A 23,366-nucleotide genomic window follows, 5' to 3' on the forward strand; every position below is an offset into this window, starting at 1 on the left:
TGGTAAAACGATTTTGGCAGACAAGGACCGTCGCTCGCGAATCGAGGCGACGAGCTCCTCAGCGAAAGTGCTTATGCCGCAGCTGAATAAGCCTCAATGGGCGAAACGTTCAAGGCCGTTCCAGGTGAAATCGGCGGACTAGGTGTTCTTGTCAAGGAGATCGGCGAAGACTGTACGGCTGCGTCCAACTTCATCGCCAAGAATGGTCCAGCCGCCGATTGGCTATCTGGACCAATTATCGATGAACTATTGTCACACATCGCGGGTGCCGCAGCAGCGACGTCCCAACGGATGGGCGATATTGGCATCATCACCGGCGAAACGGCGAGCGAGTTGAAGTCCGCCGCATGGATGTACCATAATCAGGACCAGCAGACCTACGAGGCTCTCAATAGGCACAAGATTAGCCTGGATACCAGGGAGTCGGTGCCTGTTTCGATTGAGACCGAATCTGCGGGTTATACGCTGGAGTACGAAGGTTCTGTTTCGTACGCAAAGCCAGAAAAGGTCGATCTTGGAGAGCCGGCCGCAAACAAGGAAGATACTGCCACACTGATAGGCGAAGTGTTTCCTGTTCTTGGAAACGTTAATGACTCGATCAAGAGCATTACTCGAATGGCGGGCAATGAGATTGATGTCATGGGAAAGGCGCTGGAACCTATTCCAGGAAACTGGAATGAAGTGAGGCGCATTGGCGAGGCGTATAAGATCGCAGGAAACGCCATGGAGGCATCGGGGAAAAATCTCGATGCCGGCCTCTCCAGGGTGGATCCGCATTGGGACGGCAAGGCCAGGCTTTCGTTTGGTGATTGGGCAGTCGCCCAGGCTGCAGCAATGAAATGGGAAGGTCCTGTCGGTAGAATTATCTGCGAAATTCTCGGTGTTGTTGCAGATAAGATTCGCGAGGCCGTGAAATGGGTCCTTCAAAAGATTTGGGAACTTCTTGAGTCCCGCATCAAGATCACCAGCGTAGAAGGGCTCATCAAATTTGTCGCCAATAAAATTCCAGTTGTTGGTACGGCGAATGAGATTCGCGAAATCGGGACCCGTCTTTATGAAATTATTAAGGGCACAGTGAACATGGTTCTAGAGATTGTTAACCTCAGGGATCAAGTCATCCATTTGTTGGATGTAATCAAAGATCCGGCCGCAGCAGGTAAAGCCAAGATTACCGAGGTGCTGGAACAGAAGATTCAGCCGCATTTGAAGGCGGCGGCTGTGGCAACCGATACCGCCAAGATTGCAGATCTGAACAGCACTTTGGATCGACCAAAGTCCGACTTTGAGGCCGGTTCCGGCAAAGATCCATGGGCGGATGCATGAAACCGGAATGGTCATCCGATCGGGAACCGAACCTCGATCCGGCGGTTGAAGAAGCAGTTCGGGGGGTCATGGCAGCGATTGCCGACCTGGATACAGCCGTGATCAGGGCCCAGAATCTCGATATCCAGGCGATCCTCGACCAACCGACCGAGGTGAACGACAGCTACATGCTCAGCCTATCGATGATGTCGGATGCGTCGTCCGAACTGCAGGCGTACGCGGCCCGGGTACAGCGCGGAGAATGCCAGTGGTCAGAGATCGAACTTGCGCAGCCTTTGCCGCCGGAGGTGTACGAGCTGAAGACCTCCCCACTGTTTGACTGGCGGCTTTTCCCGGCACCATCGCCGATGCAGGTCGATACGCCGCCCGCGCGACCACAGAGCTCTCAGTACGTGTACGACGACTATGACGAGGAGGACCAAGCTCCTGACAGCTGGCTTGAATAGCTGTGAACCCGTTCACCCAAGGGACGTGATGTCCGGCCACTGACGCGGAATTATTCGGTGTCAGTGGCCATCTCGATAGTTCGGATGTCTAGTTCACAGTGCCGCTTCTCACCAGATGTCGGTCCAGGTTGGGCGCTCCCGTAGATCAAACCTGGCATGGCGCCCGACCATAAGCATTGGCAGGTGGGAGCCCCGAGGAAACCGCTCGTGGAACTCTCTTGCACGGTGGCGCTCGAAGGCGGAGAACATGTACTCCTGTCGAAGTCGATGTTCAGTGCCGGTTTCTGGGTGTGTGTACTGAGCCTCGATCTGGACGCGGTGTTGGCCGAATCCGTTGGTCCTGTTCAGCCGCCGGTAACTCGAATCAACTATCGACGCTGCGATTCTCACAGCGGACCGCTGTAGGGATGACCGTCGCCACCGCCAGACCACGCCTAGTATCTGGATCCACAGGACTAGCCCCAGTAGCACGCCCGTCGGCAGCGCCAACGTCACGGCGACGTCGTGATCCGTCCGCGTCGCAAGCCAGATGCTGAGGTTGACCACCGCTACGACGAACAGCACCGCCGACAGCCCCGCTACAACGACCCAGATGAGTTGTGCGACGCCGATCGAACTACGTCTGTCAGCCAACCGTATGCCCTCTCCCTATGGCCAATGAGCATTCGGACATGCCCCACAATCTCGTCAGAGACTACGACGGATGCCTCGTTGACCAGAACTGCGAGTTGGCACGGGTCCGCTGGCTGCCGACGGTTAGCGACATTCGGCGGCGAGTTCACCATCGGACCGTGCTCCCTCACTCGCCGCCGAATCGTGCGTCGCAGCCTGAGAATTCAGCTGCTGGCTGCCACCGTGAACGGCGCAACCGTAGGCGTCGAAGCGGGCCGCGAAGGATGTGTCCACACCCCCTTGCGTTCCAGAATCGGCAGCACACCCTCCCCGAACCAATACGCCTCCTCGAGATGCGGATACCCGGACAGGACGAAGTGGTCGATCCCGATGGCCGCGTATTCGAGCAGGCGGTCGGCGACCTCGGCGTGTGAACCGACCAGTGCCGTGCCCGCGCCACCACGGACCAGACCGACACCTGCCCACAGGTTGGGGGCGATTTCGAGTCCGTCGGTGCGGCCGTTGTGGAGTTGGGCCATGCGGCGTTGGCCTTCGGAGTCGCTGCGGGCCAGGTTGGCTTGGACGCGTTCGATTTCGCCGGGGGCGATGCCGGCGAGGAGGCGGTCGGCTTCGGCCCAGGCTTCAGCGGCGGTGTCGCGGGTGATCACGTGGATGCGCAGGCCGAAGTCGACGGTGCGGCCCTCGATCGCGGCCAGGCTTCGGATCCAGTCGAGCTTTTTGGCGACGGCGTCGACGGGTTCGCCCCAGGTGAGGTAGGTGTCGGAATAGCGGGCGGCGATCGGGCCCGCGGGGGCTGACGAACCGCCGAAGAAGACCGGCGGGATCGGGTCGGGGCGGGCGCTGAGGATGGCGTCTTTCACGCGCAGGTGTTCGCCGGTGAAGCTGAACGGTTCGGTGGATTCCCAGAGGCTGCGAACGATGTGCAGGAACTCACCCGTACGCGCATAGCGCTGCGTCTTGTCGAGGAAGTCGCCATAAGCCTCCTGTTCGCGCTGCTCACCACCGGTGACCACATTGAGCAGCAGGCGGCCGCCCGAATGACGCTGGAACGTGGCGGCCATCTGCGCGGCCAGCGTGGGGCTGGTCAGGCCGGGCCGCAGCGCGACCAGGAACTTCAACGTCTCGCTGGTCTGCACGAGCATCGCCGTGGTCAACCACGCGTCCTCGCACCACGCACCGGTGGGCGTGAGCACCCCGTCGAAACCGTTGTCCTCGGCGGCGGCGGTGAGTTGGTTGAGGTAGCGCAGCGTGGCCGGACGATCACCGGACATGAAGCTCCCGTGCCCGCCCGCCATCAGCCCGCGTGAGTCGCCGTAGGTGGGAAGGAACCAGTGGAACGACAGTCCGTGCGAAGTCATGCCACGATGCTGACCTGCCCAACCGTGAACGTCACGGATTCCGCTCACCGTGCGCGCAACCCCCGACACGCCATGACTCAGCCGGACCGAACTAGACGTAACCATGCGAAACACGTAACCTCGAAGACAGGCTCGGGCGACGGTGCTCGGGTCGACGGACCCTACGAAACGAGTTTCCTCAATGACGCGGCATGTCGACGTACTGATCATCGGCGCTGGCCTGTCCGGAATCGGCACGGCCTGTCACCTTCTCCGCGAGCAGACCGGACGCACTTACGCGATCCTGGAGCGCCGCGAGAACATCGGTGGCACCTGGGACCTGTTCAAGTACCCCGGCATCCGCTCCGACTCGGACATGCTCACCTTCGGCTTCGGCTTCCGTCCGTGGATCGGCACCAAGGTCCTGGCCGACGGCGCCAGCATCCGCCAGTACGTCGAGGACACCGCCAAGGAATACGGCGTCACCGACCACATCACCTTCGGCCGCAAGGTCGTGTCCGCGGACTTCGATCGCGCGAACGCCCTGTGGACCGTCACTGCCGTGTCCGAGGCCACCGGTGAGACCGAGGTCTGGACCGCCAACTTCCTGGTCGGCGCCAGCGGCTACTACAACTACGACAAGGGCTACCAGCCCGAATTCCCCGGTCAGGACGACTTCAAGGGCCAGATCGTGCACCCGCAGCACTGGCCGGAGGACCTGGACTACACCGGCAAGAAGGTCGTGGTCATCGGTTCCGGTGCCACCGCGATCACGCTGATCCCGTCGATGGCCGACACCGCCGCGCACGTCACCATGCTGCAGCGTTCGCCCACCTGGATCCAGGCGCTGCCGTCCGACGACCCGGTCGCGATCGGTTTCAAGAAGTCGCGCGTGCCCGACCAGATCGCGTACAAGATCGGCCGCGCCCGCAATATCGCCCTGCAGCGCGCCAGCTACCAGCTCTCGCGCTCCAACCCCGAGCTGGCCAAGAAGCTGTTCCTGGCCCAGATCCGGTTGCAGCTGGGCAAGAAGGTGGACCTGCGCCACTTCACCCCCAGCTACAACCCGTGGGATCAGCGCCTGTGCGTGGTGCCCAACGGTGATCTGTTCAAGGTGCTCAAGAGCGGCAAGGCCGACATCGTCACCGACAAGATCGCGAAGTTCACCGAGAAGGGCATTCTGACCGAGTCGGGTCAGGAACTCGAGGCCGACATCATCGTCACCGCCACCGGCCTGAACGTGCAGATGGTGGGCGGGGTCGCGGTCAGCGTCGACGGCAAGCAGATGAAGTTCAACGAGACGGTCGCCTACAAGAGCGTGCTGTACTCCGACATCCCGAACTTCCTGATGATCATCGGCTACACCAACGCGTCCTGGACGCTGAAGGCCGACCTCGCCGCCGCGTACCTGTGCCGGGTGCTCAACATCATGCGCGACCGCGGCTACACCACCTTCGAGGTGCACGCCAACCCCGAGGACATCGCCGAGGATTCGCTGATGGGCGGCGCCCTGTCGTCGGGTTATGTGCAGCGTGGCAACAGCGAAATGCCGCGTCAGGGCACGCGCGGCGCGTGGAAGATGGTCAACAACTACTACCGCGACCGCACGCTGATGCACAAGGCACCCATCGAAGATGGTGTGCTGCGGTTCAGCAAGACGGGCACCGCCGTCAAGCCCGGCGAGAAGTCCGTCAGCGCATAGTCGTTCGAATCAGGCCCGTCACACCCCCGGTGTGGCGGGCCTTTTCGCTGCCTGTGATCAGCCGATTTCCTTACCCCAGGCGAACTTTCAGCATCTGCCGTACCATCGCGATCGAAGACACCGCCCGGGGAGATGAAGGAGGACGGTGTGGGATATCGCGTACCGGCGACGTTCCGTGACGCGGGGACGTGGTTGCGGAGATTCGCCGCGACAACACCAGGCGCGATCGGGGTAGTGCTCGTGGTGACCACGGTGGCCTGCGTCGTCGCCGGATCGACTGTGGGACAACAACTCGACGCGAAGATCGCGCGCACCGACCACGTGCTGGAACGGACCGAGCCGCTGGCCTTCGCCGCGCAGAGCCTGTATGTGTCGTTGTCGGCGGCGGATGCGGGCGCGGCGACCGCGTTCCTGTCCGGCGGCATCGAATCACCGCAGGTACGAGACACTTACGAGCAGGCACTCGCCGAAGCCGCTGCCGCACTCGCCGAAGCGACCGTGGGTGCCACCGACGCGCAAACGCGGACGATCGTGGCCCGTATCGCCGCGGACCTGCCGACTTACACCGGCCTGGTCGAGACCGCGCGCGCGAACAACCGTCAAGGTTTCCCGGTCGGGTCGGCGTATCTGAGTCAAGCCTCGAACCTGATGCAGACCCAATTGCTGCCCAACGCAGAACAATTGAGCAAAGCCCGCTTCACTGCCGTGCGCGAAGAACAGCAGCGCGTCGGCGCACTGCCGTGGACGAGCATCGTGCTCATCCTGCTGGTCCTGATCGCGTGTTCGGTGGGATCGGTGGTACTGCTACGGCGGACGAACCGCCTGGTGAACACCGGAATGGCGTTCGCGGGAGCCGCCGCCCTGTTGGCCCTGCTGTGGACCGTCGGCGGCACCCTGACCGCCGCGCAACTGCTCGACACCGGCAGTTCCGGTGCCGGGGCCCGAGTGGAAAACCTGGCAGGCGCGCGCATCCTGGCCCAGCAGGCCCGCACCGACGAAACCCTGGCTCTGATCACCCGTGGCGACATCACCACCAAGGAACAGGCCTACCAAACCCACCTCGGCCTGTTGCGCGAACGTCTCGTGGCGGCAGGCGTGGGCGACTCCGAAGCCGAACGCGCACTGACCAATTGGAACGCCGGCCACAACGCCCAACGCACCGCCTACGACAAGGCCGACTATCCCGGCGCGGTCGCCCAGTCGATCGGAACCGACCCCGAGAGCAGCGCCACCAGCTTCGCCCGCCTCGATCAGGAACTGCGCGACGCCCTCGCCCAAGCGCGCGACGACCTGCGGGACGGCGTCGCCGCCGCCGGGAACTCGCTGCTGCTGAGCCCGTACGGCACGCTTGCCCTGCTGTTCGCTGCGGTCGCGGCGATCATCAGCGGGCTCTGGCCACGAGTGCAGGAGTTCTTGTGAGACGTCTACTGTTGATCGCACTCATGCCGCTGGTACTCGTCGCGGGATGCGCGGACGCGCCCGAACCGTCGACGATCCCGGCCACCGCCATTTCCCCGCCACTGCCCGGATCGGCGCCGGTCACCCAAGTCCCAGTTGTGCAGGGCCCCACCGATTGTGACGCCGAAGCGACCGTGGCACCCGGTGTTCAGCCCCGGCCCGGCGCCATGCCCCCGGGCTCCTCGATGGCCGCGATCGTGGCCAACGGGCGGGTGCGCATCGGCGTCGATCAACACAACTACATGTTCGGTTTCCGCAATCCGACCACCGGTCGCCTCGAAGGTTTCGACATCGACCTCGCGCGCGAGATCGCCCGCGACCTGTTCGGCGACCCCGACCGTATCGAGCTGGTCCCGATCACCGCCGCCGACCGGATTTCGTGGCTGAAGGACAAGAAGGTCGACATCGTCGTGCACGCGTTCTCCATCACCTGCGGGCGGCGCAACGACATCGACTTCTCCAGCACGTACTTCCGCACCGGACAACGAATCGCGGTGCCGCGCAACAGCGGAATGCGCGCGGCCGAGGACCTGGCGGGCAAGCGCGTGTGCGTGGCGCACGGTGCGACGTCGGCCGCGCGGCTACTCGCCTTGGTGCCGCCGCCGTCGGTGCTCGGCGTGAACACCTGGACCGATTGCCTGGTCGCGCTACAGCAGGGAACCGTAGACGCGATCAGCAGCGACGAGTCGATCGTGGCGGGCTTGGTCGCGCAAGACCGCAACCTCGAGGTGGTCGGCCCGCCGCTGGGCTCGGAGGCCTACGGGGTGGGCGTGCCCAAAGGCCGCGAGGATCTGGTGCGTTTCGTCAACGGCGTGCTGGACCGCACCCGCACCGACGGCACCTGGCAGCGACTGTATGCCCAACACCTGGCCCCGCTCGGCCCGTCACCCGGCCCGCCCGCGGCCCGTTACGTCCGATGACCTGGCCACTGCTCGGCCTTCCCGAGATCGACCGCGAATTAGCCGCGCGCACAGCGGAATTGGCGAAGGTGACCACGACCCTTCTCGAACTCGACCGTCACCCCGGCCTGGCGCTGGTCCGCCGCTACCCGCCGACAGGGGAGACCGCGCGGCGCTGGGCGCCGGTGGAGAAGGCGCTGGGCGAACTCTGGGAGGACCTGGGGCGGGTGCGCGCCATTGTCGGCGAAGCCGAGGCGGTGCGCGCCGGGCGCAAAGTCGACGATCGCGTCCGTGGGCAGCTCACGGAGTTGCTGCGCGGTCGACCGCACGAAGTGTCGCGGATCCCGATTCCGTTGGCGCAGCGTGGACTTACCGGCCCTGGCGAGACCATCGTGACGGTGGGCATCGCCGATTGCCTGGACCGGATGCGTGCGGCGTTCGCCTTCGTCGCCGCGTTCGCCGACGAGGTCGAGGCTGTTGACCGGCAGGTGCTGGGCGCGCTCGCTCCGCTGCAACAGCGCGTCGAACAGGCCCCCGGTGCCTTGGACGCGGCATCGGATCCTTTGACGACGCTGCTGCGACGCGCGGGCACCGACCCACTGGGCTTCGGACCGGGCGAGATCGCCACGTCACTGGCCGCCCTGACGGCGCTGATCGACACCGAATCCGCCCGCCACAGCGCACATCTCGCCGTCGCGGCCGACCTGCCCGCCGCCGTGGCGCAGCTGCGGACCGACCTCGCCGTGCTTCAAGAACTGCAACACCACGCCGACGACGCCGCCACCCAGGCCCAGCGCAAAGTCACCACCGGGCAGCTCCCCGACGGCGGCGAACCGGCCGACAGGCTGCGCGACGAACTCGACAACCTCGACCACACACCGGACCGCCCGACCGTGGAACACCTCCTGGCACTGCGCGTGCGCACTGAGCAAGCCGTCGAAAAGGCAACGCAGCGCAGGGAATTGGCGCGCGGCCTGCTCGATCGCCGCGCCGAACTGCGCGGCCGACTCACCTCCTACCGCGCCAAGGCGTCCCGGCTCGGCGTGAGCGAGGACCGTGACGTGCTCGCCGCCGACCGGATCGCCACCGGCCTGCTCGCCCGGCTGCCGTGTGATCTTGCCGCGGTCACCAGAGCCGTCGCGGACTATCGTTCGATTATCGGGGAGAAAGCGGGGCGGACAGCATGACATGTAGTGAAGCGGGGTGCGGCGGCACGATCGAGGACGGTTACTGCGCTGTGTGCGGTACCGCGCCCGTCGCGACCGCAACGCCGGCGGCACAGGTCAGGTCGGTCGGCGCACGGTCGGGGCGCACGACCGCGCAACCACGTAGTGGGAACCGCGCGGTGACGCCGGTCAACTCTCTGCCTGTGTCGGGAGACAACGGTAGTCAACCGTCGGATCCGGGCGCCTGCGGCGAACCCGACTGTGCCGGAACCATTCTCGACGGCTACTGCGACACTTGCGGCATCGCCCCGGCCACGCTGACCGGTCCGCTGCACAGTTCTTCCGCCTCCACGGTCAGCGCGACCGGTCCGCAGCACAGCCCGTCCGCGTCCACAGTCAGCGCCAGCGGCCGCGCATCGGGTCGTTCGGTCCGAAGTCGTTCGGGCTCAGCACGTTCCGCGGCCCGCGGCAGACTCGGCGCAGGCCTGGTCGAGGTCCCGCCGGTCCCACGCGTCGACCCCGCCACGGCGGTGCTGGACGACCCCCAGGTCCCCGAATCCGACCGGTTCTGTGGCAAATGCGAGAAGCCGGTAGGCCGCGGACAAGCCGGTGCCCCCGGCCGCACCTCCGGGTTCTGCCCGCACTGCGGCACCCGCTACTCTTTCGTACCCCGCCTAAGGGCAGGCGATCTCGTCGGCGGCCAGTACCAAGTCGCGGGCGCGCTAGCCCACGGCGGCCTGGGCTGGATCTACCTGGCGACCGACAGCGCTGTCAACAAACGCTGGGTGGTCCTCAAAGGCCTCATCGACACCGGCGACGCCGACGCACTGGCCGCCGCCCAAGCCGAACGCCGCTTCCTGGCCGAGGTCGACCACCCCAACATCGTCAAGATCCACAACTTCACCGAACACATCGACGCCGACGGTGAAGCGGCCGGCTACATCGTCATGGCCTACGTCGGTGGCACCTCACTGAAGCAGATCCTGCGCGCCTACCGCACCGAACACCAGCGCTACCTACCGCCCGCGCAGGCAATCGCGTATGTGCTGGAAATGCTTCCCGCCCTTGGTTATCTGCACGCGCGCGGCTGGGCGTACTGCGATTTCAAGCCCGACAACGTGATGCAGACCGAGGAACGCCTCGAGCTCATCGACCTGGGCGCCGTCATCGCGATGGACGACCGCACCAGCCCCATCTACGGCACCCTGGGCTACCAGGCCCCCGAGATCGCCGAAACCGGGCCCACCGTGGCCACCGAGATCTACACCGCGGGCCGCACACTGGCCGTGCTGATGATGCGCGTGCCCTCGGTGAACGGCCGCCTCGGCCCGCTCCCCGGCCCCGACACCGAACCGCTACTGGCCGAACACGATTCGCTGCACCGATTCCTACAACGGGCCACCGACCCCGACCCACTGGCCCGCTTCGCCTCGATGAGCGAGATGGCCGACCAGCTCACCGGTGTGCTGCGCGAGGTGCTCGCCACCGGCGACGGCCGGCCACGCCCCGGCATGTCGACCCAGTTCGGCCCCGCCCGCGCGGTATTCGGAATCGACAGTGCCACACCCGAACCCGCCGCGATCATTGCGGGACTGCCCGCCCCCCTGGTCGACCCCGGCGACAGCGGCGCGGCCCTGCTGGCCACCACCGACGCCGCCACCCCCGCCGAACTCGAACAGGCCCTGACCGCAGGACTACGCGCGGTGGTCACCGCGGCGGGGGAGTCGATCGAGATCCCGCTGCGCCTGGTCCGCGCCGAACTCGAAGCAGGCGACGCGGCAGCCGCGCTGACCCGCCTGGCCGCCCTGGACGCCGACCTCGAATTCGACTGGCGCCCTGTCTGGTACCGCGCCCAAGCCGCCCTGTTGACCGGCGACTTCGCTACCGCGGCACTGGATTTCGAATCCGTCTACGCGGCACTGCCCGGCGAACCAGCCCCCAAACTCGCCATGGCCGCCGCTCTCGAACTCGAAACCGCGCGCACCGACAACCCTGACGCCGCGGCCCTGGCCCTGTACGAACTGGTCTGGCGCACCGACCACACCTACCTGTCCGCCGCCTTCGGTGCCGCCCGCCTGCGCCACACCACCGGTGACCGCACCGGCGCGGTCGCAGTACTGGACCAGGTCGACCGCACCTCCTCGATGTTCACCCAGGCGCGCGTCTCTGCCGTGGAAACCCTACTGACGCACCGAGACCCGGCCGACCTCGACGAACAACTGCTGCGCACCACCGGCGAACGGGTCCAGCAACTACGCCTGGACTCGCGCAAACGCACCGCGCAGGTGCGCATGTATGTGTTGGAGGCGGCCTTGAACTGGATCCGGTCGGGACACGCACCGACCACACCAGGCAAGCTGTTGGACGTGGAATTCACCGAGCAGGGCGTGCGGACGGGGATGGAACAATGCTTGCGGACACTGGCGCGCGAAGCGCAGGACATGTGGACCCGGTTCGACCTGGTGGACCAGGCGAACTCGGTGCGCCCCAGGACCACGCTGTGAGCGCGCCGGGTTGCGCGGACTGCGCGGGATCTGCGCAGGCGGGCTTCCGCTTCTGCGAAGGCTGCGGTCGCGAGCTCGGGGTGCGCAAAGTCGCACTGCCCGTGCATGATCCGGTCGCGGTGCCGCAGTGTTCCACCTGCGGGGAACGTCGATACGAGGGTGGCGTCTGCGTCAAATGCGGTAGCCCCAAGCCCGTCCCGGACCGGTTCGAGGAAGACCTGGGCTCGGTGTATGTGCTCACCGATCGCGGAATCAGCCACTCCCGCAACGAAGACGCGGTCGCCGCGGCCGTGCGCGAAGGCGACGGCATCCGGGTGATCGTGGTCAGCGACGGCGTGTCCACCTCCCAGGACCCCCAGGCCGCCTCCGGCAACGCCGCCCGCGCCGGTGTCGACGCCGCCCTGGCCGCGTTGGCCGAGGGCCGCTGCGACTCCGACGCGGTGATGGCAGGCCTGGCCGCCGCCACCGCCGCGGTGCGCGGCATGTCACGCACCCCCGAATACGCCCCGTCGTGCACCTACGTGTCCGCGATCGTGCGGACCACCCCGGTGGGCACCGACATCACCGTCGCCAATGTCGGTGACAGCCGGGCCTTTTGGCTCGCCGCCGCCGATCCCACCGCCTCACGCCGACTCAGCGTCGACGACTCGTGGGCCCAAGCCCTGGTCGACGCCGGCGCCCTCGACGAAACCGCGGCCATGAACGACCCGCGCGCCCACACCCTGATGCGCTGGCTCGGTGCCGACGGCGGCGAAGCACCGTGGTCCGAACGCTGCCTGCAGCGCATGACCGCCACCGAAGCCGGCACCCTGCTGCTGTGCAGCGACGGCATGTGGAACTACCTGCCCGAGGCGATCGCCCTGGCCGGTTTCACCGTCGAAACTTCCCCGCAGGCCGCCGCGCGTGCCCTGGCCGATTTCGCTCTCAACAGCGGAGGCAGCGACAACATCACCGTCGCGCTGGCTCCGGTGCTAGCCCTGCCTCACCCTGGAGAGTCATGAGTTCTGCTGAAACCGCCGGTATTTCGATCGCTGTCGACCAGAACGAGTTCCTCGCCGAAGGCGCGTCGGTGGTCGACGCGGTGCTGACCGTGACCACCGGCCCCGAACTGGCCGCCGCCGCGACCCCGCCGCCGCGCCTGGAGATCCTGATCATCGACTGCTCCGGCTCGATGGGCAACAAACGCAAATTCGAGAACGCGCGCACCGCCACCCGCACCGCCCTGGACGAAATCCCCGACGGCACCGCCTTCGCCATCATCGAGGGCACCGAATCCGCGCGCCTGGTCTACCCCACCGGCAGCACCTCCGCGCCCGCCGATTCCGCGCACCGCGCCGCGGCCAAACGCGCACTGGATAAGCTGCGCCCCGACGGCGGCACCGCGATGGGTTCGTGGCTGGCGCTGGCCCGCACCGTGGCCGCCGCGCACCCCGGCGCGCAGGCGCACGCGATCCTGCTCACCGACGGCAAGAACGAACACGAGACCCCGCAGGCCCTGGCCACCGAACTCGACCGCGCCGAAGGACTTTTCGTGTGCGACTGCCGCGGGGTCGGCGACGACTGGGTGGCACAGGAGCTGCGCACGATCGCGTCGAAACTGTCCGGCGACGCCGATATCGTCGCCGATCCGAAAGACCTGGCCGCGGACTTCGCGGCGATGATGCGCTCGTCGGCGGCGCGGGTGATCCCGGAACTGACCCTGAAGGTGTGGACGCCGGCCGGGGCGCGGGTGCGCATGGTCAAACAGGTCGCGCCGGTGTTGGAAGACCTGACCGGGCGACGGACCGACGTCGGCGCGCAGCTGGGGGAGTACCCGCTGTCGTCGTGGGCGGCCGAGGAACGCGAATACCACCTGCAGATCGAACTGGAACCCGCCGCGCCCGGACGCGAGAAACTGGCCGCGCGATTGAGCGTGGTCGCCGGTGACGACGTGCTCGGCCAGGGTCTGGTGCGCGCGATCTGGACCACCGATTCGACTCTGTCGACCCGGATCAACACCCGCGTGGCCCACTACACCGGCCAGGTCGAACTGGCGCAGGCCGTGCAGGAAGGTCTGGAAGCCCGACGCAACGGCGACGTCACCACCGCCACCGCCAAACTGCGGCGCGCGGTCGAACTGGCCACCGCTTCGGGCCACGAGCAGACCGCGAAACTGCTGCGCAACGTCGTGGAAGTCGAGCCCGACGGCACGGTGAAACTGCGCGGCCAGGTCGCCCCCGCCGACGACCTCGCACTGGACATCCACTCGACCAAAACCGTTCGAGTGCGGCCAGAGGGCGACTGACATGGCGATGTGCGCGGACGGACACCAGTCGCAGTCCACCGACTACTGCGATGTGTGCGGGTCGGCGCTGGGCGCGATTCCCGACCCGGTGCAGCTGCGACTGTGCCCGAACTGTGCGACGCCGAGCAGCGGACGGTTCTGTGAAGGGTGTGGGTACGACTGGGAGCTTCCGCCGCCCGCCCCACGACCAGCCGACCCTTCACAACCTGGGCTCGATCCCCCAGTGCAAGCGCCCGGTGAGGTCCAGGACGGCGAACGCGCGCCGGTGTGGGTCGCCCGAGTCTTCGCCGACCGCGAGTTCTACACGCGCGTGCAAGCCCGCAAAGGCCCCGATGTCGAACGCGTCGCCTTCCCCGATTTCTACCCCGAACGCCGAATCATCTTGCGGGGCAACCGGTTCCTGATCGGAAAACGGTCGGTCTCGCAGGGAATCACGCCCGAGATCGACCTCGGCATCGCCCCCGCGGATATCGGAGTGTCGCGCGCACATGCGATGATCCAGGTCGATCAGGGCGGTGCGCTCACCATCACCGACCTCGGTTCCACGAACGGAACCAGCCTCGACGGCGCCGAAACCCCGATCGACCCGCAACACGCGGTCGCCTTGCGCGAAGGCAGTCGAATCCACGTCGGCGGCTGGACCACCATCGCGATCGCCACCGTAGACGCATCTGTTCACCAAACGTAGGGTCGGGGCCATGACGAAGTTCGACGGGAAGACCTGCCTGATCACCGGCGCCGCCAGCGGCCTGGGCCGTGCCACCGCTTTCGCGGCCGCCGCCAAAGGGGCGTCGCTCGTTCTGACCGACATCACCGCGGACGCACTGGCCACCACCGCCGAGGAACTGCGCGCCGCGGGCGCCACCGTGCACCTGGCCCACGCCGCCGACGTCAGCGACCACTCCGCGGTCGTCGGCCTGGCCGCGCACACCTTCGACGCCGTGAGCCACGTCGACATCGTCATGAACGTGGCAGGCATCGCCACCTGGGGCACCGTGGACAAACTCACCCACCAGCAGTGGCGCCGCACCATCGACATCAACCTGATGGGCCCCATCCACATCATCGAGGAATTCATCACCCCGATGATCACCGCAGGCCGCGGCGGCCACCTGGTCAACGTCTCCTCCGCCGCAGGCATCTTCGGCCTGCCCTGGCACGCCCCCTACAGCGCCACCAAATTCGGCCTACGCGGCATCTCCGAAGTCCTGCGCTTCGACCTACGCCGCCACAAGATCGGCGTCAGCCTGGTAGTCCCCGGCGCCATGGCCACCCCCATGGCCGACACCATCGACATCGCCGGCGTAGACCGCGACAACGCCGCCCTCGACAAGGCAATCGGCCTGTTCATGCGCCACGCAGTCACCCCCGACCAAGCCGCCACCTCGGTCATCAAAGGCGTAGAACGCAACCGCTTCTGGGTCTACACCTCCCGAGACATCCACCTAGCCCACTGGGGCCAACGCTACGTCCCCTACGGCTACACCCTCGCCATGCGCGGCCTCAACTCCGCCATGACCAACTACGCCGTCAAGAACGAACTGGTCCGCTAGACCAGCCCACTCGAATTGGTGTTCAACCACCGTCGCGCGCGGACCAGAGGGCAAGCTCCCCGCCGGGCAAGCAGATAACGCGATATCCGCTCAGCCCGACTATGCCCCACGCTTCATAACGTTCGTCGACGGGAACCTCGAGCACAGCACCAGAACTCAATTCGATTGACAAGCCATCGATTTCGCTGACATCGGCCCGCGTAACCGTCGAACCGACAGTGGCCTGCAACTCCTTGCTGATGCCACCGTAGTTGTTGGACGGCGCGCTCATGACCTTCCCGTCGCCGGTAGAGAAAGCGATCTCTCCCTCTATCTGCAGTTCGAACTCAATCGGCGAACCGATTCGAATCGTCGCCGTAAAACCCAACTCGACCTCTGAGATGGGTTGGCCAACAATTTCCAATTGCAGTTCCATGCGCCCCTACGTGAAGATGCCACCGACGGCGAGCCCGAGCAAGAATCCGGGAATCGAGCAGACGAATCCGGCGAACGCGGCCAATGATCCCACGCCTAGCCGTCGAAGGCTGGTGCTGAAAGGGAAACCCGCGGCGCTGAGTGCGATGAGCAGCAACCCGGTGACGGGCGGTCCAGCGATAAACCAGGTCGCGTCTCTGGGTACCAACTCGGCGTACGGCAGAGAGATTGACAGCATCGCGAGGACCGCTGCGGCAAAACCCTCAGGGCCGAACCAGTCTGCGCGAAAGTACTTGTCTGGAATCCCGCTCATATGCTCGCCACCCACGACAGCGTCAGGAGTATGCCGGGAACCGCTGTGCCGACCGCGGCGCCCAACGTCCGTGCGGTCCTACGCACGATGAGGCAACCGGCAACCACGACCACGACCGCAGTGAGAATTCCGTATACCAGATGCTGTGATACGTCGAGCGACGGATACGCGGCGTCGGCCAAGCGAGCCAGAAATCCGAACAGGGTCACGATCATCACCGATGCCGCGGGCACCGCAATGGTCGCCGCCTGCCAGAACGCGGAGTCTGCGACCAGTCCGCGGCCCGTGTTGTCGGTGTCGCCCACTACCGCACCACCACGGTCGTTGGCACGTTGCTCGGATCGCCGAGCGGTGTCGGCGTGTTCCGCTCCCAATTCGGATCATCGAAATCAGCCTTGAAGGGCTCGAACATGGCCTTACCTCCGCCGACCTCATGATATGAGGGCAGGTTCCCGACCGGCCCCCACTGGCTACCAGAATTGGCCGGGTCTATCAGTACAGGACGGGAGGTGCCCGTCGAGTTGTCCTGATAGATCTCGATAGACGGGTAGTTGGTTATCTCGCCACCGGCAACGACCCTGGGCGTCCCCGGGTTTCCGCTACTCGGGGAAATGACCAAATCGCCGTTTACAGTGTGGCCGGTCAGGCCTGCTCCAGGTGGTGCGAAATGGATTTCCCGCATCATATTGGATCATCACCGCCCCGTTGGGGAGTTGCTGGGCCTGAACTTCCGGTACGCCGACTCGCACTTCGCCATTGCTGTCGACCGACGGGTTTTGTCGAGTGATTATCAGTCCATTTTCGTAGTCGACGTACGTGGTGACGCGCGCGTGTTCGGGATCGAAGTTGGGATCTTCGTCGCGGTTGTCGCCCTTGTCGTAGTTGAGTCCACCCATATCCGCGTTGAATACCTCGGCCGCCGGAATGAATGCAGCGGCACGGACAACTCCCTGGCCAGGAACCGGCTCGATTCGGGCAACCTTGATACTCGGCGGCACGCCCTGGTATTTCGGATCGTAACTGCTCGGATTGAGCGCCTCAGCCGTCTTCCAGTCCGTAGGGCTCGTAGGGGCGCGACCGAACATCTGTTGGAACGCCGCCGCTGATGTCCGGATGCGATCCGGATCCGTGCGTGAATCCTGTTTCTTGGTGTCTTCAATTGCTTTCGTTGCGTCGTTCAGCGCTGACTGCGGAGCCATGACCTCGAGTTCGGCGTTCGCTTCTGCGACTTTCGCACCCCACTGTGCATCAGCGGTGTTCAGAGTGGAGACCAACCCCGCCAGTCGCGAAAGTTGCACTCCTGCTTCAGAATTCCAATCCTTGACGCCGCTGATAGACCAATCGTCGGCGACGGCGACGGGTGGCACGACGTAATGGTGGAATATGGTCCTGATCTCGGCGAGCGGGTGCGCCATACTGCGGGCCGCCCCTCCACATGCGGCGCTGAGGTCGTCGTAGGCCGTCGCGATGGCGCGCATTTGAGTCCGCTCCCGTTCGGCCTTGGTCTCCGCTGCCTGCATGGCAGCGCCCTGCCACGCGAGTTCGGTGATCGTGGTGTACATGGTGTTCGACACGGTGATGAGCGCGTCGGCGATACCGGTGGCACGGTCGGACAGCGACTGCAGTCCAGAGACGTCCCAACTCAACACTTCGGCAGGTGTACTCATCCGTTCATCGCCCCGCGTGCGGGTCGCCGGAGTTGATATCGCCTATTGCTGCGATCCGTGCGGCAGCGTCCAGATCGGTATCGCGGAAGGTCTCCGCCGAAATCGCCAGCACACTGGAGAACTGGTTGAAACGCGCCTTCACGACGTCCTTGGCGCGCTTGCTCGCCGGATCCGACTGATTCAACGCACCCCCGATCACGGACCCGCGCAACTTTCCCACATTCGGCGCCGCGCCGAGATAGGGTGCCCGGTCGACTTCAGCAGGAACCATAGCTACCGCGCCCGCCGCACTTCGAAGGCTATCCGGATTGACTTCGAACGCCATTATTCCCCCCCTGATCAGCCAATTTTCAGCGAGCATACAGGTCGGCTCTGCGCGGTACCGCATGTGCTCGTCAGTAGCGCTCGCTTTGCTGAGGATCGAATCTGACGTTGTTCGGGCGGTTGACCTAGGCCTGGATCTGCTCGGAAGCATTGGCCGAGCAGGGCCGCTTCGCTGCTGATCAGCCGGTCACAAGGCTGCGTGCCTTGGTCCGTTAGACCAGATCACTCGGGTCGGTGTTGGCCCCGCACAAGATCACGCACACCCGTTCGCCCGGTTCGGGCTGGTAGGCCGGGCCGGATCCGGTGTCGAGTAGGGCGGCGAGGGCTGTGGCTGCGCCGTTTTCGACGGCGATGCGGTGTTCGTCCCAGAGTTGTCGGCGGGCTGCGTGGATCGCGTCGTCGGGTACCAGAATCGAACGCACACTGGGGTTTTGGGCTGCTTCCACAGCCATCGTTGACACGTTCGGTGCGCCGAGGGAATCGGAGGCGATCGAGTCGACGGTGACGTCTACCGGGTGGCCGGCTTCGAGTGCGGCGTTCAAGGATCGGCAGCCCTGCGGTTCGACCGCGATCGTGCGGATTCCGTAATGCTGTGCGGCGATTGCTGTTCCGGTGAACAACCCACCTCCGCCGACGGCGACGAGCACCGTGTCCAGATCGGGTACTTGGGCATGGATCTCACGCATCAACGTCCCGGCGCCCGCGGCGATGAGCGGATGGTCGTAAGCGTGGGCGGCCAGTGCCCCGCTGGTCTCGGCGAACTCTCGGCACGCGGCCAGGGCCTGCTTGTACTCAGGACCGATCAGTCGTACCTGCGCACCGTAGTCACGAAGTCGACGGATTTTGACCGGGGGAGCGGTCTCGGGCAGAAACACTGTCGCGGGCACCCCGGCCTCACGCGCCGCCCACGCACACGCCAACCCGGCATTGCCCCCTGAGGCGATCGTCACACCCGCGTCGGGCAACGTTCCCGCAGCGGCGTGCGCGCGCACGAAATTCTGGGCTCCGCGGGCCTTGAAAGAGCCGGTGAACTGCAGAAATTCCAGTGCGAACCACAGCGGGTCCGCCCCTGGTCCAGCCGGTGCGACGGTGATCGGGCGAACCAGTCCGTCGATGCGGGCGGCGGCGGCTTCGATGTCGTCGAAAGTCGGGGTCACGCCTTCGACTATGCCATCGCGGCGGCCGCGCTGAACCCCCTGTTGACCGGGCGGATTGTTACGACGGGTTTACGCCGCGAAGAGACTGGGTACATAACAAATCGGTAACAAGCTCGAAGGCGGGATGGCGTGTCGGTCTGGGGACACGAATTCCCCAGGTGTACCGGCTGCCGCTCCGGCGTGTCAGCAAAGGATGTGCACAATGAGCGCGAACCTCATGATCGTGGACGATGACGTCCAGATGCGTGGCGATCTGCGCCGCGCGATGGAGGACGAAGGGTATGCCGTCGCCGAGGCAGGCGTGCCCGCGGACGCCCTCGATCGGCTGCGAAACGACGGGCCACCCGATCTGATGATCGTCGACCTGATGCGCGGCGAGGCAGATGGCTTCGACTGCATCAGGGAGATCCGTCGCGACCATGACGTGCCGATCATCGTGATCAGCACCCGGTACGACACCCACGATGTGGTCGCGGCCCTGGAGGCGGGGGCCGACGACTTCGTGAGCAAACCGTTCGAAATCAAGGAGATCACCGCCAGGATGCGTGCGCTCCGCCGTCGCGCCCGCATCACCGCCGACCGCGACAGCACGCCCGAGGTCGTGCTCGACGCCGATCCGCAGGCCCCGTTGATCTTGGCCGCCGATGCCGGAGCGGTGCGTCGCGGCACCGAGGAGATTCATCTCACGGTCACCGAATTCCGGTTGCTGTGTGAGCTCGCGGAAACGCCGGGCCGGGTGCTCAGCCGCTCTGTCCTGCTCGAAAGAGTCTGGGACCAGGGCTTTTTCGGTGACGAACGCATCGTCGACGTCCATGTGCGCCGACTGCGCACCAAGATCGAACGCGACCCGTCCGACCCGCGCATCGTGGTTACCGTGCGCGGCTTGGGGTATCGCCTCGATATGCAAACGCAGTAAACGATTCGTCATACAACCGCAAAGAGTTCGACACATAGACCGCAAAGTCGTTTGGAAACAGTAGAGATATGACAACGTCCACCATGTCCATCGAGCCGGCCGCCAGCGCGGCGGCCCCTGGTTCGGAACCGAGATTGCGTCATCCACGGCTGGGAGACGGAGCGCAGCTGTGGCGGATCGCGCGCGATTCGCAGGTACTCGACGTCAATTCCAGTTACGCCTATCTGCTGTGGTGTCGCGATTTCGCCGCGACCTCGCTGGTCGCCGAAGCCGACGGCCAGCCGGTCGGTTTCGTCATCGGCTACATGCGCCCCGAAGCCCCGGACACGCTGTTCGTCTGGCAGATCGCCGTGGACGCGCAGTTCCGTGGCCGCGGCCTGGCGGCGGGAATCCTGCACGCACTGCTGGATTCGGTCGCCGAAGCAGGCATCACCACGCTGGAAACCACGATCTCACCCGACAACACCGCCTCGCAGGCGTTGTTCGCCGCGGTGGCAAGGGAACGCGGTGCGGACTTGCGCACCGAGGACCTGTTCGACGAAAACGATTTCCCCGATTCACACGAGGCCGAGCAGCTGTATGTCATCTCACCCGCTCAGCGCCAGGAGGAACGACGATGATCACGACCACCGACACCAGCATTTTCGAGGCCATGGAATCGAATGTGCGCGGATACTGCCGTGACTGGCCGGCCATCTTCAGCACCGCCGAAGGCGCATGGTTGCGCGACGAACAAGGCCGCGAATACCTCGACTTCTTCGCCGGTGCAGGCGCATTGAACTACGGGCACAACAACCCGATTCTGAAGAAGGCACTGCTGGAATACATCGGCAGCAACGGCATCACCCACGGTTTGGATATGTCGACCGTGGCCAAACGCGAATTGCTCGAGACTTTCCGCGACACGATTCTGTCGCCGCGTGGGCTGGACTACAAGGTGCAGTTCCCCGGGCCGACGGGCGCGAATGCCGTTGAAGCCGCGTTGAAACTGGCGCGCAAGGTGACCGGTCGCAAGACGGTCTTGAGCTTCACCAACGCTTTCCACGGGATGACCCTGGGCGCGCTGGCCGTTACCGGCAACGCCGCCAAGCGTGCGGGTGCCGGTGTGCCGCTGGAGCATTCGACCCCCATGCCGTATGACGGCTACTTCGACAACACCATCGAGGACTTCGGCTGGATGCAGCGCGTCCTCGACGACAGCTCCTCGGGTTTCGATCGCCCCGCCGCGGTGATCGTGGAGACCGTGCAGGGTGAAGGTGGCGTCAACCTGGCCCGCGCCGAATGGCTGCGGCACCTGGCCGGACTGTGCGCCGCGCGCGACATCCTGCTCATCGTCGACGACGTGCAGATGGGTTGCGGGCGTACCGGTCCGTTCTTCTCGTTCGAGATCGCGGGCATCACGCCCGACATCGTCACCCTGTCGAAGTCGATCAGCGGTTACGGCCTGCCGATGGCGTTGGTGCTGCTCAAGCCCGAACACGACGTGTGGTCGCCGGGCGAGCACAACGGCACCTTCCGCGGCAACAACCCCGCCTTCGTCACCGCCACCGCCGCTCTGCGCGAGTACTGGGCCGATGACAAGCTGGCTCAGCGCACCGCCGAGAACGGCCTCTACGTGGGCCGCACGCTGAGCGCGGTCGCCGCACGCCACTCCGGGGTGTCCACCCGCGGTCGCGGCATGGTGCACGGCATCGTGTTCGACGATCCGTCGCAGGCGGGCAAGGTGTGCCGCACCGCGTTCGAACAGGGGCTGCTGGTGGAAACCTCGGGTTCCATGGACGAGGTCGTGAAACTGTTGCCGCCGTTGACGCTGGGCAGCGACGAGCTCGACCAGGGCCTGTCGGTGCTGGTCTCCTCGATCGACACCGTGTGTGGTGGTGCCGCATGATCGTGCGCACCACCTCGGAGATCACCGGCACCGAACGCGATGTGGCAGGGCCGGGTTGGCGCAGCAAGCGCATCGTGCTCGGCGGCGACAAGGTCGGGTTCTCCTTCCACGAGACAACGATCGAAGCCGGGACCGTGCACAAGTTCCACTACCAGAACCACGTCGAGGCGGTCTGGTTGGTCGAGGGTGAGGGCAGTCTGCTCGACCTCGACAACAACACGGAGTACCCGCTGGGGCCCGGCTCGATGTACCTGCTGGACGGGCACGAACGTCATCAGGTCACCGCCCGCACCCAGTTGCGGATGCTGTGTGTGTTCAATCCGCCGGTCACCGGCCGCGAAGTACACGATGAGAACGGGGTGTATCCGTTGATCGTCGAGGAGGAGGACGCTGCCAGTGTCTGATCAGCGCGACCGCTACCCGACGCGGTTGTCCGAACCGGCCCCCCACATCGAACGCACCGACGCGTCGGTGTGGGGGCAGGTCACCTCGCCGGAGCTGGCCGGGTTCCACGCGAACGGTTTCGCGACGATCCCCGACCTGCTCACCCCCGACGAAGTGGCCGCGTTCGGCGCCGAGATCGGACACCTCGCGGCCGACCCCGTGCTCTACGGCGACGAACGTGTCGTGGTGGAACCTGTTGCGGGACAGGTCCGTTCGGTGTTTCAGGTGCACCAGCTCAGCAACCCGATCGCGGAACTGCTGACCGAATCGCGGATCGTCGGCCTGGCCGAACAGATCCTCGGCTCCCCGGTGTACCTGCACCAGACTCGGGTGAACTACATGCCCGGTTTCGGTGGTAGCGGTTTCGCCTGGCACTCCGATTTCGAAACCTGGCACGCCGAAGACGGTATGCCCGCCCCGCGCGCGGTGAGCTTGTCGATCGCGTTGACCGACAACTACCCGTTCAACGGCAGCCTGATGATGATGCCCGGCTCCCACCGCACCTTCGTGCCCTGCCTGGGCGAAACACCCACCGGGCACTACCGGGAGTCGTTGCGCGAGCAGCGAATCGGAATCCCCACCCCCGACGACATCACGTTCCTCGCGGCCCGCTACGGCATCACCCAGTTCACCGGCCGAGCCGGTTCGGCGTTGCTGTTCGACTCCAACTTGATGCACGGATCCTCGAACAACATCACCCCGTTCCCCCGCTCGAACATCTTCCTGGTGTTCAACAGCGTGGAAAACGCCCTGGTCGAACCGTTCGCGGCCCCCCAGCGTCGCCCGCAACACATCGCTGCCCGCGATTTCACGCCCGTGCGTGACGTACCGGAAAGCGTTGGGGCACTAGCGGATCAGACACTCTGATCTGCACGCCGATAAGCCGCCGCTCGCGAATCATCGCGAGTGGCGGCTTTTTCGTGTGCTCCCGACCGTTC

The 23,366-nt window shown here is 65.4% G+C and carries 24 protein-coding genes; 16 read left to right on the top strand and 8 right to left on the bottom strand.

Features of this window, described 5'->3' with window-relative positions:
* Positions 1-96: 96 nt before the first annotated feature.
* Both ACFWU5_RS06355 and ACFWU5_RS06360 read left to right on the top strand, forming a co-directional pair.
* Entirely contained in the window at positions 97-1,323 is a 1,227-nt protein-coding gene (locus tag ACFWU5_RS06355) for a hypothetical protein (protein WP_379266341.1), read from the top strand.
* Complete coding sequence (locus tag ACFWU5_RS06360; RefSeq protein WP_379266342.1) at positions 1,320-1,769, top strand: hypothetical protein; 450 nt, start codon at positions 1,320-1,322, stop codon at positions 1,767-1,769. Before ACFWU5_RS06355 ends, ACFWU5_RS06360 begins: the two co-directional genes overlap by 4 nt.
* Before the next feature lie 108 nt (positions 1,770-1,877).
* Here the strand turns inward: ACFWU5_RS06360 and ACFWU5_RS06365 are convergent, their stop codons facing one another.
* Positions 1,878-2,402: a hypothetical protein gene (locus ACFWU5_RS06365; protein WP_379266343.1), complete on the bottom strand. Its 525-nt coding sequence runs from the start codon at positions 2,400-2,402 to the stop codon at positions 1,878-1,880.
* 203 nt (positions 2,403-2,605) lie between these two features.
* Positions 2,606-3,760, bottom strand: a complete 1,155-nt coding sequence (locus ACFWU5_RS06370; RefSeq protein WP_379243022.1) for an LLM class flavin-dependent oxidoreductase — start codon at positions 3,758-3,760, stop codon at positions 2,606-2,608.
* Positions 3,761-3,941: 181 nt separating this feature from the next.
* Here ACFWU5_RS06370 and ACFWU5_RS06375 point away from each other — a divergent pair, with 181 nt between their 5' ends.
* The 9 genes from ACFWU5_RS06375 to ACFWU5_RS06415 all read left to right on the top strand — a co-directional run bounded on the left by ACFWU5_RS06375 (position 3,942) and on the right by ACFWU5_RS06415 (position 15,305).
* On the top strand, positions 3,942-5,441 hold the full coding sequence (locus ACFWU5_RS06375) for a flavin-containing monooxygenase (RefSeq protein WP_379243020.1): 1,500 nt from the start codon (positions 3,942-3,944) through the stop codon (positions 5,439-5,441).
* 147 nt (positions 5,442-5,588) lie between these two features.
* Complete coding sequence (locus ACFWU5_RS06380; RefSeq protein ID WP_379243018.1) at positions 5,589-6,860, top strand: hypothetical protein; 1,272 nt, start codon at positions 5,589-5,591, stop codon at positions 6,858-6,860.
* Complete coding sequence (locus ACFWU5_RS06385; RefSeq protein ID WP_379243016.1) at positions 6,857-7,819, top strand: transporter substrate-binding domain-containing protein; 963 nt, start codon at positions 6,857-6,859, stop codon at positions 7,817-7,819. Before ACFWU5_RS06380 ends, ACFWU5_RS06385 begins: the two co-directional genes overlap by 4 nt.
* Positions 7,816-8,985: a hypothetical protein gene (locus ACFWU5_RS06390; protein WP_379243014.1), complete on the top strand. Its 1,170-nt coding sequence runs from the start codon at positions 7,816-7,818 to the stop codon at positions 8,983-8,985. The genes ACFWU5_RS06385 and ACFWU5_RS06390 overlap by 4 nt, the downstream gene beginning before the upstream one ends.
* 182 nt (positions 8,986-9,167) lie before the next feature.
* Complete coding sequence (locus ACFWU5_RS06395) at positions 9,168-11,468, top strand: tetratricopeptide repeat protein (protein WP_379243012.1); 2,301 nt, start codon at positions 9,168-9,170, stop codon at positions 11,466-11,468.
* Entirely contained in the window at positions 11,465-12,469 is a 1,005-nt protein-coding gene (locus ACFWU5_RS06400; protein WP_379266344.1) for a PP2C family protein-serine/threonine phosphatase, read from the top strand. The genes ACFWU5_RS06395 and ACFWU5_RS06400 overlap by 4 nt, the downstream gene beginning before the upstream one ends.
* Positions 12,466-13,752 (top strand): VWA domain-containing protein, encoded by a 1,287-nt coding sequence (locus ACFWU5_RS06405; RefSeq protein WP_379243009.1) that lies wholly within the window; start codon positions 12,466-12,468, stop codon positions 13,750-13,752. Before ACFWU5_RS06400 ends, ACFWU5_RS06405 begins: the two co-directional genes overlap by 4 nt.
* Position 13,753: 1 nt before the next feature.
* The gene (locus tag ACFWU5_RS06410; protein ID WP_379243007.1) at positions 13,754-14,440 is read left to right on the top strand and encodes an FHA domain-containing protein; all 687 of its coding nucleotides are present in this window, start codon (positions 13,754-13,756) and stop codon (positions 14,438-14,440) included.
* A 10-nt stretch (positions 14,441-14,450) separates the two neighbouring features.
* The gene (locus ACFWU5_RS06415; RefSeq protein ID WP_379243005.1) at positions 14,451-15,305 is read left to right on the top strand and encodes an SDR family oxidoreductase; all 855 of its coding nucleotides are present in this window, start codon (positions 14,451-14,453) and stop codon (positions 15,303-15,305) included.
* Positions 15,306-15,327: 22 nt separating this feature from the next.
* Here the strand turns inward: ACFWU5_RS06415 and ACFWU5_RS06420 are convergent, their stop codons facing one another.
* From ACFWU5_RS06420 to ACFWU5_RS06445, 6 genes are all read right to left on the bottom strand, one after another.
* Positions 15,328-15,720, bottom strand: a complete 393-nt coding sequence (locus ACFWU5_RS06420) for a DUF6188 family protein (protein WP_379243003.1) — start codon at positions 15,718-15,720, stop codon at positions 15,328-15,330.
* A 6-nt stretch (positions 15,721-15,726) separates the two neighbouring features.
* A complete protein-coding gene (locus tag ACFWU5_RS06425; protein WP_379243001.1) occupies positions 15,727-15,957 on the bottom strand; it encodes a hypothetical protein in 231 nt (76 codons plus the stop codon).
* A gap of 71 nt (positions 15,958-16,028) precedes the next feature.
* A complete protein-coding gene (locus ACFWU5_RS06430) occupies positions 16,029-16,406 on the bottom strand; it encodes a hypothetical protein (protein ID WP_379242999.1) in 378 nt (125 codons plus the stop codon).
* A 225-nt stretch (positions 16,407-16,631) separates the two neighbouring features.
* Positions 16,632-17,699 (bottom strand): WXG100 family type VII secretion target, encoded by a 1,068-nt coding sequence (locus ACFWU5_RS06435; protein WP_379242997.1) that lies wholly within the window; start codon positions 17,697-17,699, stop codon positions 16,632-16,634.
* Positions 17,700-17,703: 4 nt separating this feature from the next.
* A complete protein-coding gene (locus tag ACFWU5_RS06440) occupies positions 17,704-18,024 on the bottom strand; it encodes a hypothetical protein (RefSeq protein WP_379242995.1) in 321 nt (106 codons plus the stop codon).
* A 211-nt stretch (positions 18,025-18,235) separates the two neighbouring features.
* Positions 18,236-19,180 (bottom strand): threonine/serine dehydratase, encoded by a 945-nt coding sequence (locus tag ACFWU5_RS06445; protein WP_379242994.1) that lies wholly within the window; start codon positions 19,178-19,180, stop codon positions 18,236-18,238.
* 202 nt (positions 19,181-19,382) lie between these two features.
* Here ACFWU5_RS06445 and ACFWU5_RS06450 point away from each other — a divergent pair, with 202 nt between their 5' ends.
* From ACFWU5_RS06450 to thpD, 5 genes are all read left to right on the top strand, one after another.
* On the top strand, positions 19,383-20,096 hold the full coding sequence (locus tag ACFWU5_RS06450; RefSeq protein ID WP_379242992.1) for a response regulator transcription factor: 714 nt from the start codon (positions 19,383-19,385) through the stop codon (positions 20,094-20,096).
* A 68-nt stretch (positions 20,097-20,164) separates the two neighbouring features.
* Entirely contained in the window at positions 20,165-20,716 is a 552-nt protein-coding gene (ectA, locus tag ACFWU5_RS06455) for a diaminobutyrate acetyltransferase (RefSeq protein WP_379242990.1), read from the top strand.
* Positions 20,716-21,984 (top strand): diaminobutyrate--2-oxoglutarate transaminase, encoded by a 1,269-nt coding sequence (gene ectB / locus ACFWU5_RS06460; protein WP_379243323.1) that lies wholly within the window; start codon positions 20,716-20,718, stop codon positions 21,982-21,984. The genes ectA and ectB overlap by 1 nt, the downstream gene beginning before the upstream one ends.
* Entirely contained in the window at positions 21,981-22,388 is a 408-nt protein-coding gene (locus ACFWU5_RS06465) for an ectoine synthase (protein WP_379242988.1), read from the top strand. Before ectB ends, ACFWU5_RS06465 begins: the two co-directional genes overlap by 4 nt.
* On the top strand, positions 22,375-23,295 hold the full coding sequence (gene thpD / locus ACFWU5_RS06470; RefSeq protein ID WP_379266531.1) for an ectoine hydroxylase: 921 nt from the start codon (positions 22,375-22,377) through the stop codon (positions 23,293-23,295). The genes ACFWU5_RS06465 and thpD overlap by 14 nt, the downstream gene beginning before the upstream one ends.
* Positions 23,296-23,366: the final 71 nt, after the last annotated feature.

This window comes from Nocardia sp. NPDC058640 (genome assembly GCF_042716995.1).
In the GTDB taxonomy this organism is placed as follows: domain Bacteria; phylum Actinomycetota; class Actinomycetes; order Mycobacteriales; family Mycobacteriaceae; genus Nocardia.